This window comes from Brachybacterium sp. P6-10-X1, from assembly GCF_001969445.1.
In the GTDB taxonomy this organism is placed as follows: Bacteria; Actinomycetota; Actinomycetes; order Actinomycetales; family Dermabacteraceae; genus Brachybacterium.
Genome location: NZ_CP017297.1, coordinates 1,620,336 through 1,633,163 on the forward strand (window position 1 = coordinate 1,620,336; position 12,828 = coordinate 1,633,163).

Annotated in this window: 10 protein-coding genes; 2 read left to right on the top strand and 8 right to left on the bottom strand. The window is 71.4% G+C overall.

Translation table 11 applies throughout. The annotated features are described in order from the left end of the window. Positions 1-33 precede the first annotated feature (33 nt). Positions 34-3,264, bottom strand: a complete 3,231-nt coding sequence (locus tag BH708_RS07380; protein WP_076807788.1) for a GH92 family glycosyl hydrolase — start codon at positions 3,262-3,264, stop codon at positions 34-36. Positions 3,265-3,518: 254 nt separating this feature from the next. Between BH708_RS07380 and BH708_RS07385 the strand changes: the two genes are divergently transcribed. After that, the gene (locus BH708_RS07385; RefSeq protein ID WP_076807790.1) at positions 3,519-4,019 is read left to right on the top strand and encodes a hypothetical protein; all 501 of its coding nucleotides are present in this window, start codon (positions 3,519-3,521) and stop codon (positions 4,017-4,019) included. A gap of 87 nt (positions 4,020-4,106) precedes the next feature. Here the strand turns inward: BH708_RS07385 and BH708_RS07390 are convergent, their stop codons facing one another. Then, positions 4,107-4,682 carry a thymidine kinase gene (locus tag BH708_RS07390; RefSeq protein WP_076807792.1) on the bottom strand — a complete coding sequence of 192 codons (576 nt, stop codon included), beginning with the start codon at positions 4,680-4,682 and terminating at the stop codon, positions 4,107-4,109. Between the two features lie 79 nt (positions 4,683-4,761). After that, the gene (locus tag BH708_RS07395) at positions 4,762-5,292 is read right to left on the bottom strand and encodes an O-acetyl-ADP-ribose deacetylase (RefSeq protein WP_076807794.1); all 531 of its coding nucleotides are present in this window, start codon (positions 5,290-5,292) and stop codon (positions 4,762-4,764) included. A gap of 267 nt (positions 5,293-5,559) precedes the next feature. Between BH708_RS07395 and BH708_RS07400 the strand changes: the two genes are divergently transcribed. Next, entirely contained in the window at positions 5,560-6,222 is a 663-nt protein-coding gene (locus BH708_RS07400) for a mismatch-specific DNA-glycosylase (protein ID WP_076807796.1), read from the top strand. A 28-nt stretch (positions 6,223-6,250) separates the two neighbouring features. Here BH708_RS07400 and BH708_RS07405 read toward each other — a convergent pair whose 3' ends face one another. Genes BH708_RS07405 through BH708_RS07425 form a run of 5 tightly spaced genes read right to left on the bottom strand, consistent with a single transcriptional unit; the run spans position 6,251 to position 12,602 of the window. After that, the gene (locus tag BH708_RS07405) at positions 6,251-7,504 is read right to left on the bottom strand and encodes an acyl-CoA dehydrogenase family protein (protein ID WP_076807798.1); all 1,254 of its coding nucleotides are present in this window, start codon (positions 7,502-7,504) and stop codon (positions 6,251-6,253) included. Further along, the gene (locus tag BH708_RS07410) at positions 7,501-9,120 is read right to left on the bottom strand and encodes an ABC transporter ATP-binding protein (RefSeq protein ID WP_076807799.1); all 1,620 of its coding nucleotides are present in this window, start codon (positions 9,118-9,120) and stop codon (positions 7,501-7,503) included. Before BH708_RS07410 ends, BH708_RS07405 begins: the two co-directional genes overlap by 4 nt. Continuing rightward, a complete protein-coding gene (locus tag BH708_RS07415; RefSeq protein ID WP_076807801.1) occupies positions 9,117-10,007 on the bottom strand; it encodes an ABC transporter permease in 891 nt (296 codons plus the stop codon). Before BH708_RS07415 ends, BH708_RS07410 begins: the two co-directional genes overlap by 4 nt. Further along, positions 10,004-10,945 carry an ABC transporter permease gene (locus BH708_RS07420; RefSeq protein ID WP_076807803.1) on the bottom strand — a complete coding sequence of 314 codons (942 nt, stop codon included), beginning with the start codon at positions 10,943-10,945 and terminating at the stop codon, positions 10,004-10,006. The genes BH708_RS07415 and BH708_RS07420 overlap by 4 nt, the downstream gene beginning before the upstream one ends. A 1-nt stretch (position 10,946) precedes the next feature. Beyond that, positions 10,947-12,602 carry an ABC transporter substrate-binding protein gene (locus BH708_RS07425; RefSeq protein WP_253705509.1) on the bottom strand — a complete coding sequence of 552 codons (1,656 nt, stop codon included), beginning with the start codon at positions 12,600-12,602 and terminating at the stop codon, positions 10,947-10,949. Between the last annotated feature and the right edge of the window lie 226 nt (positions 12,603-12,828).

Genomic DNA, 12,828 nt, shown 5'->3' on the forward strand with positions numbered 1-12,828 from the left:
GAGCCAGGGAGAAGATGCCCGACCCCCGACCCCTCAGCCCAGCAGCTCCAGCTCGGCCAGGCGCAGCGGCCCCTCGGCGGTGGTGATCACGAGCCGGTGGTGGATGCACGCCCTGGGCGAGGCGACCGCGAAGGGCCGGGTCTGGCGGCGCCAGCGGAAGCTCTGGGAGGTGCGCTCATCGAGCAGCACCCAGGTCTCGGCGTCGTCCGAGCCCTCGAGCCGCCAGGCGATCGGGTCCCCGCCGGTCTCGGCCGCCGAGGTCACGGTGAGGAAGCGGGCCAGCATCGGCTCGCCCAGCTCGGGCAGGTCGATCACGGCGCTCGCACTGTCCCAGACGCGCTCGCTGCGGGAGTCGTCGTCCTGCAGGGGGTCCCCGGGGTCGGCGGCGAACAGGTCGCGCAGCGGCTCGGGCCGCTCTCCCGGCGCACCGGCCGACGGCGGCACCTCGCCCCAGGTGCTCGTCCGGTCGCCGAGCGTGACCTGGATCCGTCCGCGCAGGACTGCGTGGTCGATCCACGCACCGGGGTGCTCCTCGCCGTCGACCATGACCCCCGAGATGCGGTCGTGCTGCGGGTCCTGACCCTCGACGGTGACGGTGAAGGGCTCCCCGCCCAGCGGCTTGACGTGCGCATGATCGAACAGCGGCGCCACCAGGTGATAGCGCCCGGTGCCGAGCTGCAGCGGGTACAGCCCGAGAGCGGTCAGCAGCCACCAGGCGCTCATCTCGCCGTTGTCCTCGTCGCCGGGGTATCCCTGGCCGATCTGCTCGCCGACGAACAGACGACGGTGGACCTCGCGCACCACCTGCGAGGCCCGCTCCGGAGCCCCGGCGTGGTGGAAGAGGAACGGGATGTGGTGGGAGGGCTGGTTGGAGACGCCGAACTGGCCCATCCGCACCGCCCTGGCCTCGTCCATCTCGTGGATGACGTGGCCGTAGGTCCCCTTGCGGTCCGCCCGTTCGGGGGTCGCGAAGAACTCCTCGAGCTTCGCCCTCAGACCTTCGCGGCCGTCGTACAGGGTCGCCAGCCCTTCCCCGTCGTGAGGGACGTGGAAGGCGAAGTTCCAGCCGTCGGTCTCGGTGAAATCCCCGCCCCATTCCTTCGGGTCGAACTCCTCCGGGGTCTTCGCGAAGCCGCCGTCGGCGCGTCGGCCCTGGAAGAACCCGATCGAGCGATCGAACAGCAGCACGTAGTTGGCCGAGCGGGCTCGCAGATAGGCCGCTTCCTCGCGCAGCCGTGCGGCCTGCTCCTCGTCCTCCGTGGTCTCGGCGAGCAGTTCGGCCTGGGCGGCCAGGCCGGCATCGTTGATGTGGGCCTCGAGCGTCCAGGAGACGGACTCGGAGGTGTCGGTATCGACGTAGCCGGTGAAGACGGCGCGTTCATTGCCGCGTCGGCCGACCTCGGTGCGGTCGGGGGCGACGGTCGCATTGCGCAGCCCGGACTCGTAGGCGGCCAGCGGGTCCGGCAGCGGCACACCCTTGACGGCAAGGTCCGCGAAGGCGATGTCGCTGCTGGTGCCGGTCATGCAGTCGGCGTATCCGGGCGAGGACCAGCGGGCGATCCAACCGCCCTCGCGGTACTGCTGGACGAAGCCGTCGGCGAGCTCGGCGGCCAGCTCCGGGTACAGCAGCGCATAGGCGGGCCAGGCGGTGCGGTAGGTGTCCCAGAACCCGTTGTTGACATACAGCCTCCCGGGGGTCACCTGGGCATTGGTGCGGGTGTCCGTGGCCTCTCCCTTGACAGGGAGCACCGGACTGGCGTGGACGGGGTGGGGCCGCTCGGAGGTTCCGGCGTTCTCCCAGTGCGAGTTGGGGTAGAGGCTGAGCCGGTAGAGATTGCCGTACAGCGTGCGCAGCTGCGGCGGGGTGGCCGTGCCGGGCTCGATCACCCGCAGCCGCTCGGTCCACGCCGCATGGGCGGCGACCCGGACGTCCTCGAAGCGTCGTCGCTCGACCTCCTGGGCGAAGGTGCGCCGGCCCTGCTCGATCCCCAGGAAGCTGGTGACCAGGCGGACGGTGACGTGCTCCGTGCCCGGGGCGAAGGTGAGCACGCTGCCGGTGGAGTCGCCGCGAGCGGCCCCGACGGCGATCGGGGGCGGCTCGACCTCGGCGAGCACGAACATGCGGGTGGCTCCGTCGGACCGATCGTAGCCCTGAGCCAGGCCGGAGTCGACCCAGGCGCGCAGCCTCCCGTCGAAGACGGCACCGGCGGCGTCGATGCGACTGTGCTCGTCGACGCCCTCGAGCAGCAGGTGCAGCTGCCCCTGGTCGGCGTCGGCGTCGATCTCGCAGATCGCCCCGTGATCCGTCGGCGCCAGGCGCAGCGAGGTCCCGCCGTCCAGCGCCACCTCGTACAGGTCGGGACGGGCGGTCTCGCCGACGTGGTGGAAGCCGAGGGACCGTGTCACCGGGGAGGCGTCCGGGTCATCGCCCCTCAGAGGCATGAGCACGAACTGGTTGCGGTCGCCCATCCAGGGGCTGGGCTGATGGGAGATCGCCATGCCCTGCAGCCGGGGCCGGTTGTCCTCGCCGTTGCGACGGTGGTACTCGTACACCCAGCGTCGGGTGCGGGCGTCGGTGGCCGGGGTGAAGAAGGCGAAGCCGTTCGGGACGGCGGTCAGCGGAAGATTGTTGCCCCGGGAGAAGTCCCCGGACGCATGGGTGCCGCGCCGTGTGTCGACCCAGGCCACGGGATCCTCGCGGGGCGGGTCAGCGGGCGCAGGGGCGAGATAGGGGCCGTCGATCCAGCCGGAGAGCTCCTCGGGCTCGGGCCGATCGGCCGCGAGGTCCTCGTCGGCCGTCTCCACGAGGTCGGCCTCCGCGTCCTCGGGGATGTCGACGCTCAGGCGGACCTCTGCGATGGTGCGGCCGACGGCGCCGTCGAGCGAGACCTGCACGTCGTTCCACTGATCGGCGTAGAGGATCTTCCCCTCGCCCAGACCCTGCGCGGTCGCGACGGTGCCGTACTGGTCGTGGGGGTCGAGCTCGGACAGCCTGCCGCCATCCTCGAAGAGCAGCTCCACGGCGACGAAGGTCGCGCCCCAGGTCTGAGCGGCGTCCAGACGCGGGTGGAGGTAGGTGCGCAGCACCTCTCCGCGCTCGATGGTGCGCCCGATCAGCGGGGACAGCCCCTCGAGCAGGGGAAGCGTCCTCTCGGCGCGCTCCCCGGCACGGGCCGCATAGCGCAGCGCGGAGGGGGCGAGGAACCCCGCGGCGTCCTTGCTGGTGGGAGATCCGACGGGGCCCGGGTCTGCGGAGACGATCATGAACGCCAGGCTATCGACTGGGCGGAGCGGAGGCGTCCTTCCTTCCCGGCGCGGCGCAGGTCGAGACCGGCGCGGCGCAGGTCGAGACCGGTGCTGCGCAGTTCGAGACCGGTGCGGCGCAGGTCGAGACCGGAAGGAAGCCGGGATCCTCGGGCCCCTAGGGGTGGGGAGCCCTCCCCATCGTGGAGGCATGCGTCCGGGCCCCGGGTGCGGGATACTCGCCGTGCACACGACGACCTCCGGGGGGAGACACCATGGCCTACGCCCAGGCACCGCACGGCGGGCCGATGACGCCACCGCCCGGCCGGCCGGCGCGACCCGCCTGGCACTGGCTCGTGCTCGGCGGCATCGCGCTGGCGGGACTGCTGCTCGTCGCGGTCTTCGCGGCATTCATCGGCTGGAAGATCCTCGACCGCGGCGATCCGGAGCGGACCGTCGACGACTTCTACACCTCGCTGCAGGACGCCGATTGCGAGCTGTTCATGGAGTCCACCACGGACGAGTTCCAGGAGGCGACCGGTCTGACCTCCTGCTCGATCTTCGACGACCACATCGAAGGGATCTCCGGGGTGGACTACGAGGTCACCGATCGCGTCAACCGCCAGGGGTACGCGATCTTCGAGGTCACGGAGTCCTACAGCTCCGGCGGCCAGTCCGAGTCCGCGGATCTGCGCTTCTCCGTGCGCCGCCTCGACGGGCAGTGGGATCTGGACCTCATGGAGCTCGTGGAGCCTGGCTCGGAACCCATCGCCTGATCCCGCGGCGGCGTGCACGTTCCGCGATGATGTCGTCGCCGTCGGTCGACCAGGGATCTCGACCATGCGCTCGTTCGGGACTTCCGATCAGGCCGCCCCGTGCCGATGCGCTCGGCACCGTGCTCGGTAGGACTCGCTGCCGCCGATCTGCACCGCAGTGGCCCGCAATGCGTCCCCACCATCCGCGAGCAGACGGATGTGGAAAGCGGCGTCCGCGCCGCAGATGCTGCAGACCGCGGTCAGCTTCACCACCTCCTCCGCCTGCGCCATCAGGCTCGGGACCGGGTCGAAGGGACCACCGTCGTAGGTGACGCAGAGCCCGGCGACCTCGACCTGGATCCCGGCCACGAGCAGCTGCTCGATCACCGGGATGATCCGCGGACCGAAGAACTGGGCCTCGTCGATCGCGACCAGATCGGGTGAGGCCCCCTCCAGCACCTCGAGCACCGCGTCGGCGGATTCGAGCATGCGCGCAGGGACGGTGCGGCCGATGTGGGTACTGAGCCGCTCCGGGCCGCCGCGGTCGTCGAGCCGGTGGCCCACCACGTCGACCTGCAGACCCGCCAGGCGTGCACGGTGGACGCGCCGCAGCAGCTCCTCGGTCTTGCCGGCGAACATGGGCCCGGCGATGACGTGCAGTCGACCTGCCTCACCCGTGCGCATGGGGACACAGTACGCGCGGGGCCGGCTGTGCGGGGCCGGCCGTGCGGGCCCGACGGCGTCAGGACCGTCGGTCCCGGGCTCAGGTGCTCAGCTGTGCACGGAACGCGCTCTCGGCGTCGGCGCCGAAGGGCACGAAGACGACCTCCTCGACGCCCGGGGCGGACGACTCCTGCCGGGCTGCGACCTCGCGGACGGTCTCGACGGCGATCCGCACGGCGTCGTCCATCGGCCATCCGTAGACACCGGCGGAGATGGTCGGGAAGGCGACGCTGCGGGCGCCGATCTCTCCGGCGACGCGCAGTGCCTCTCGGTAGCACGAGGCCAGGGTCTGCGAGCGGTCCTCGCGCGGGGAATGCACGGGCCCGACGGTGTGGATCACCCAGCGCGCCGGAAGCTTCCCCGCCGTGGTCACGACGGCCTGACCGGCAGGAAGCCCGTCGGGCAAGGACGTCTCGCGCAGTCGGCGGCACGCGGCGAGGATCTCCGATCCGCCCCGGCGGTGGATCGCCCCGTCCACGCCGCCACCGCCGAGCAGGGACGAGTTGGCCGCGTTGACCACGGCGTCGACGACGGTCTCCGTGAGGTCCCCGGGGGCGATGCGCAGCTTCATCGTTCCACCGTAGCGATGCTGCCGGGGCCTCGCGAGGCCGGTCACCGCGCCCAGCACTCCCGGCACGATCCCGAGCAGCCGGCGGCGGCGCGCCGCACGGCGTCAGCAGGTGTGCGGCGACGGTCGGCCCCTGGCCGACACCCCGATGCCGCGCCTGCGATAGTGGCTCGGGATGGCCACGACAGCGGGCCGAGACGACCGACGGGAGGATGGCGCGATGACGACACGAACGACGCGCGGACCGGGCACCACGATCCCGGTGCCCGCATGAGCACCCCGCGCATCTCTCCCCTGGCGGGCCGCCGTCCGACCCGGGCGGACCTGCCGACCTTCGCCGGCTCGCCGCAGGACGCGCTCGAGGACATCCTGCCCGACCCGGAGCTCGGGCAGGTCCTGCGCCTGCTGATCGTCGGCATCAATCCCGGTCTGTGGACCGCCGCGGTCAACGCACCGTTCGCCCGCCCCGGCAACCGGTTCTGGCCCTCCCTGTATCGCGCGGGGCTCACGTCACGGCTGGTCGACGCCTCCCGCGGCCTCGAGGAGAAGGACGAGAAGGACCTCCTCGAACGCGGCATCGGCATCACGAACCTCGTCGGCCGCGCCACCGCCCGGGCCGATGAGCTGAGCACCGCCGAGCTCCGGGCCGGCGGCGAAGACCTGACGCGGCGCGTCGCTGCGCTGCGGCCGGCGGTAGTGGCGATCGCCGGGATCACGGCCTTCCGCACCGCGTTCGACGCCCGGAAATCACACCTGGGGATCCAGGATCCGCCGACGGTCCCGCACTGGCCGCAGGAGGTGACGTTATGGGTGGTGCCGCAGCCGAGCGGACTGAACGCGCACGCGACCGTCGAGTCTCTCGCGGAGACCTGGCGGGACGTCGCCCGCCGCGCGGGAGTCCCCGCCGCACGGACCGCCTCCGAGGGCCGGTGACGCCGGGGCGTACGCGCCGACCGTGCCCTCAGACGTCGCGCCCGGCTTCCGGCTTCTTCTCTCCCGTGGACCAGAAGTAGAGCAGGTCGGTGCCGTTCACGAGACGGTCCCCGATCGCGCGCTGCTGGTAGATCACCGGGTTGTGCGAGGCGAGGGTCCGGACGTTGCGCCAGTGTCGATCGAGATTCCGTCCGCGCGATGTGGCGGAGGCCCCGCCCACCTCGAACAGCTCGGTCGTGACGCGCAGCATGTCCCGGACGGTCGTGATCTGCGCCTGGACCGTGCGCAGCTCCGCAGCGTCGGTGAGCTCCTGCGTCCGCGAACCTCCGACGGCGTCCTGCGCCGTGGCGAGAGCGCGGGCTGCCGCGAGGACCGAGTCCTGCGCGGCCGCGACGTCGGCGGACAGCCTCCCCACGACCTGCTGGATCAGCGGGTCCGTCGCCGCGGTCGACCCGCTGCCCTGCGAATAGACGCGGGTGCGGGAGCGGACGAACTCGATGGCGTCCTGGAGGGCGGCCCGTCCCGCACCCACGAGGGAGGTGAGAAGGACGAGCTGGAGGAACGCGGTCTGCGTCGTCGCGGTGCCGTCGCCCCGTCCCTCCAGGACGCGCACGCGAGAGGCCGGAACGGGGACGTCGTCCAGAAGCGTCGAGCCGCTGCCGGTGAGGACCTGGCCGAAGCCGTCCCAGTCGTCCCGCAGATCCACGCCCGGGTCATCGGACGCGACCGTGACACGAGCGCGCCGCCCGTCGGGGGTCCTCGCAGAGACGTTGATCCAGTCGGCGAATATCGATCCCGTCGAGTAGTGCTTCTGACCGGAGAGCCGGAATCCCTCGCTGTCCGGGGTCACGGTCGTCGCGAGGTCCCCGACCGTCGCAGTGCTGCGTTCGTGGCTGGCGTTGCCGAACACGGCCCCGTGGGCGATCGCGGACAACCAGGAGTCCGTATCCCCCTCCTCCGCTGAGATGAGGATGTCGTTGACGAATGCGAAGTGCGCTCGGAGCAGCTGCGGCAGGTTGGAGTCCGCCTCGCCGAGGTCGAGGAGCAGGCGGAACAGGGTCTCGATGCCCGCTCCGGCCCCGCCTCGGACTCTCGGCACCGTGACCGCGGTGAACCCCGCCTTGGCGAGCGCCCTCACCTCTGAGTGCGGGAGCCGGCGCTCCCGGTCGCGCTCCGCCGCACCCTGCGCGATCGTGGCGAGCACCGGCGCGAACCGCTCCCTCAGCTCGGCGTACTCGAGGTCGACGGACGGGGCGGTCGTGCGGGTTCCGGTCGCGGTCATGCGATCTCCTCCAGGTCGGGTCGGGGCAGCGCGGCGACGAGCTCCCGTGTGTAGTCGTGCTCGGGGGTGAAGAACACCTCGTCGGCCGTGCCGGACTCCACGATCCTGCCGCCCCGCATCACCAGCACCCGGTCGCTGAGGTGATGCACCACGCCCAGGTCGTGGGAGATGAACAGGTAGGCGGTGCCCAGCGCGTCCTGCAGGTCTTCGAGAAGGTCGAGGACCTGTGCCTGGATCGAGACGTCGAGGGCGGACACCGGCTCGTCGAGGACGAGGATCTCGGGGCCGGGAGCCAGCGCCCGTGCGATGGAGACGCGCTGGCGCTGGCCTCCCGACAGGGTGAGCGGATGGCGGGCGGCATGCTGCGGCCCGAGCCCGACGGCGACGAGGAGTTCGTCGACCCGTGCGGCACGCTCGCTCCGGGTCGTGGCACCGGGCACCGCATCGGCGATCGTGCGGCCGACGGTCCAGCGGGGGTCGAACGATCCCAGCGGGTCCTGGTGCACGACACCGATGCGCCGCCGACGCCCTCGGCGCCGTCGCTCGGGCAGCCCGGACCACGACCGCTCGCCCAGCAGGACCCTGCCGGAGGTCGGTTCGGTCAGAGCGAGCGCCATGCGGGCGAGGGTCGACTTCCCGGAGCCCGACTCGCCGACGATGCCCAGCGTCTCCCCCGCCCGGAGCTCGAAGGAGACCTCGTCGACCACGGTGCGACCTCTGCCGTCGGGCCCGCGGAACTGCTTGGAGACTCCCTCGAGCGTGAGCACCGGTGCGTCGGAGGGCTTCCGCGCCTCCTTGCCGCCGACCTCGATCCGTGCCGGCGAGGCGTCCGAGAGCCGCGTCCCGCGGGAGTGCGCCGAGGGGACCGCGGCGATGAGCCGCTTCGTGTAGTCCTCGCGTGGCCGGGTGAGGACCTCCCGTGTGTCGCCCTGCTCGACCACACGACCGTCCTTCATGACCAGGACCTGGTCGGCCAGACGCTCCACGACGGCCAGGTCATGGCTGATCAGGACGAGGGCCCGTCCGTCGCCGAGGCTCCGCTCGAGCAGCTCCAGGATCTGCGCCTGCACCGTGACGTCGAGCGCCGTGGTGGGTTCGTCGGCGATGAGGATCTCCGGTCCGAGGGCGAGCGCGGCGGCGATCAGCGCCCTCTGCCGCAGGCCCCCGGAGAGCTCGCCCGGCAGCTGCCGCGCACGCAGCTCCGGCTCCGGCACCCCCGCCGCCTCGAGCAGCGCGAGCACTCGCGACCACCGGTCCGCACGGGGGACGCCGTGGATGCGCAGCGGCTCCGCGATCTCCGCCCCGACGGTCCGCAAGGGGTCGAGCGAGACGAGTGCGTCCTGGAGGACGTACCCGATCCTGCGTCCCCGCAGCCGCCGGAGCTCCTCCTGCGAACACGTGAGCAGGTCCTCGAGAGCCTCGAGCGTCGACGCGGTGACCGCGGCCCGGTCGCCGTTCAGGCCCAGCAGGGAGCGCGCGGTGACGGACTTGCCGGACCCGGATTCTCCGACGATCCCGAGGCAGCTTCCCGCCCTGACCGAGAAGGACACGTCCTCCACGACCGGGACCCCGTCGAAGGCGACCGACAGGTTCTGCACCGTGATCAGCGGATTCATCGGGCGACTCCGGAATCTTCGGTGCGCTGCAGATGGCGGCCGAGCACGGTGAGGGACAGGGTGAAGATCACGATCGTGATCCCCGGGAAGAAGTCCATCCACCAGGCCTGCTGGATGTACGTGCGGCCCGCGTTGAGCATCGCTCCCCATTCCGCCGTGGGCGGCTGGACCCCCATGCCGAGGAAGCCGAGCGCCGCGGCCCAGACGATCGCCTGCCCGACCCCCAACGTGATCAGGACGGTCAGCGGCCGGAATGCGTTGGGCAGGAGGGTGCGCACCAGGATCCGGGACGGAGGATGGCCGAGAGCGCGGGCCGCCTCGACGTACAGCGATCCCCGCACCCCGAGCACCTGACCGCGGACCATGCGCGCGTACCCCGGCATCGTGGCGACACCGACCGCGACCATCTGGGTCAGGGCGCTGTTGCCGTAGACGGCGATGAGGATCATCGCGAGCAGGATCCCGGGGAAGGCGTACAGCACCTCGATCGTCCGGGTGACGGCGGCGTCGGCGAATCGCCCCGCGAGCCCTCCGACGAGACCGAGCACGAGGGCTCCGACGAGGCCGATCGCCGTGGCGCCCAGTCCGATGACCAGCGACTGGCCCGCCCCGTGGACGACGCGGCTGTACACATCGCGCCCCGACTGGTCGGTGCCGAAGACGTGCTGGGCGCTGGGCGCGTCGAAGCTCTCCGACAGGCTGATCTCGAGCGGGTCCTGCGGGGCGAGCAGATCGGGCAGCAGAGCTGCGAGGAGGACCAGCGCGACGACGGTGGCCGCTGCCCAGACGCTGGGGCCGCCCAGGACGGGGAGACGTCGGGCCCGGCGCGCGGGGCGCTGTCCCTCGTCGAGCGCGGGTGCCTCGGGAGCAGGGGCGAGGACGGTCATGAGGCGGCTCCGATCGAGCTGCGCAGTCGGGGGTCGACCGCGACATAGGCGAGGTCCGTGAGGATGTTGGCGACGACGTAGACGAGGGCCACGACGAGCGTGACGCCGACGACCAGCGGGAGGTCCTGGGAGGTCACGGCCGAGACCAGCACCTGACCGATCCCCTGGCGGGAGAAGATCACCTCGACGACGACCGCCCCCGAGATGAGCGAGCCCAGTCCCCACCCCGACAGGGCTATGCCGGGCAGCGCCGCATGCCGCAGCACGTGACGCCATCGCACGTCCGCGCGTCCCGCCCCGCGGGAGAGGGCCGAGAGCACGAAGGGCTGGCGCTGTGCCGCCTCGAACTCGTCGCGGGTCACCTGCGCGAGGAACCCGCCGAGCGGGACGCCGAGGGTCAGCGAGGGCAGGATCATGCCCAGCGGCCCTCCGTCGACGACGGGCAGCCACCCCAGCACGACGGCGAAGACGACGAGGAGCAGCACCCCCAGCCAGAAGTGCGGAAGGGCGGCCAGAACGACCTCGATCCCTGAGCCGAGCCGGCCGACGATCCCGGGGCGACCGGCGGTGAGCAGCGTCAGGGCGAGGGCGAGCACCCAGGCGACGACCAGCGCCGCGGCGGTGAGCTGCAGGGTCGGGACGATCTGCGCGCCGATGACGGTGACCACGGGTTCCTTCATCGTGTAGGACTCGCCGAGATCGAGCTGGACCAGCCCGCCCAGGAACGCGGCGTACTGCACGAGGAGGGGATCGTCGAACCCGTACTGCTCCCGGACGGCCTGCACCGTCTCCGGGGGCGGGTTCGCGGAGGCGCCGCCGAGGATCGCGAGCGCAGGATCACCGGGGACCATGTGCTGGAGGAAGAACACGATCGTGGCGACCGCCCACAGCAGCAGGAGCGACGACCCCAGCTGCGCGGCCATGCGGCGGAGCAGCATCTCAGAGCCCCTCTCGGACCAGATAGGCGTCGTGGAGGACGGGCTCGCCCTCGCTGGGCTCGATCCAGATGTCCCGCACCAGATCGGAACGGATGGCCAGGCGCGTCTGGATCGGGTAGAGCGGGACGTGCCATGCCTGGGCGGTCAGGAGCTCCTGCGCCCTCGAGTAGAGGGAGGCCTGCTCGGTCGGATCGGTGGTCGCCGCGGCGGCGAGCAGCGTCTCGTCGAGCTCCTCGTCGTAGGCGTGGGACACGTTCTGACCATTGCCCAGCGCCAGCGTCTCCTGCGAGAACTTGATGTACATGACGTTCGGTGTGGGGCTGTTCCAGTAGCGCCCCTGGATGTCGTACCGCGCCGGGTCGTCCTTCACCGCGGTCATCGTGGCCGCGTCGGAGGGGATCAGCTCGATCTTCACCCCGACGCGCTTCAGCATGGCCTGGAAGTTCTGGTAGATCGTGAGGTCCGCCGGCGGGGTCTCCCCCGGATCCGAGTTGTAGGGGAGGCGGAGCGCGAGGGACGTCCCGTCCTTGGTGCGGTACCCCTCGTCATCGCGCCCGGTCCATCCGGCCTCGTCGAGGAGGGACGTCGCCCGTTCGGCGTCATAGGGGTAGGGCTCATGGAACCGATCGTCGTACGCCGGGGTCCCCGAGGAGATCGCATTGCCCTCGTAGGGGAAGACGCCCGCGTAGGCGCTCTCGACGATCCCCTCCGCGTCGGAGGCGTGCACGATCGCGCGCCGCACGCGGATGTCGTCCAGCGCCGGGTTGGTCGTGTTCAGATCGAGCGCGAAGGGGACGCCCGAGTGGACGAAGGCATCGGTGGCGATCGTGTCGTCGGCCGTCGCCGCCGGGACCGACTCGGGCGGCAGGTTGAAGATCACCTGCGCCGTCCCGGACTGCAGCGCCCCGAAGCGGGCGGTGTTGTCCGGGAGGAACCGCCAGGTCACCTTCTCGAGATGGGCCGGTCCCTGGTGCTTCGCATCGGCGGGCGCCGAGGTGTAGTTCTCGTTGCGCACCATGACGACTTCACGGTTGCGCGTCCACTCGGTGACGATGAACGGTCCGGTCCCGACCGGGGCGAGGCAGTTCTCCCCGAGACCCCGCGCCATCGCCGCCGGGGACTCGATCCCGAAGAAGGCCTGGGACAGCACCGTCAGCAGCGGGGAGTACGGACGCTTCAGAGTCACCCGCACGACGTGCTCCGCGATCGACTCCGCGGACTCGTAGTAGGGCAGGAGGTAGAGCAGGGCGGTCGAGGACTGCGTCGCGGGGTCCATGATCTGCTCGAAGTTGGCGACCACGGCCTCGGCGTCCAGGGGCTCCCCGTCCGTGAACTCGACTCCCTGCTTGAGCGTGAAATCGTAGGTGAGCCCGTCCTGGGAGATCTCCCAGGATTCCGCGAGCCAGGGCACCACCGAGCCGTCCCGCTGCATCGAGACCAGGGAGTCGAGGTACTGCCGAGCGATGTACGTCTGCGGCATGTCCCCGCTGTTGTGCGGGTCGAGGCAGGTGGGCTCGCGGTCCGTGGCGTACACCAGCTCCCCTCCCTTCCTCGTCCCGGCGGGAAGGGTCGCGGACGGGGCGGGGGGCGCGCAGGCGCCGAGCACGGTGCTCGCGCCGCCCGCGGCGAGCGCGGCGACCAGATGACGTCGGCGCACGGCGGTCCTCCTCATTCTCCTGGGGCTCTTCGGGTGCTTCCAGCGCTGGTGGCGGGACGATTGCTGAGCACTCTAAGCACACCTTTGGAGAGACCAAAGTTTTATGACGGGGCGCGAACGGGTGCGTCGGCGCCGGGGCCGGACAGTTCTCCCGCCGTCATCCGTGTTCACGCCGGATGCGCGGCCGCGCCCCGACGGCAGATCGTGCAGGAGACTCGCCCCTTTC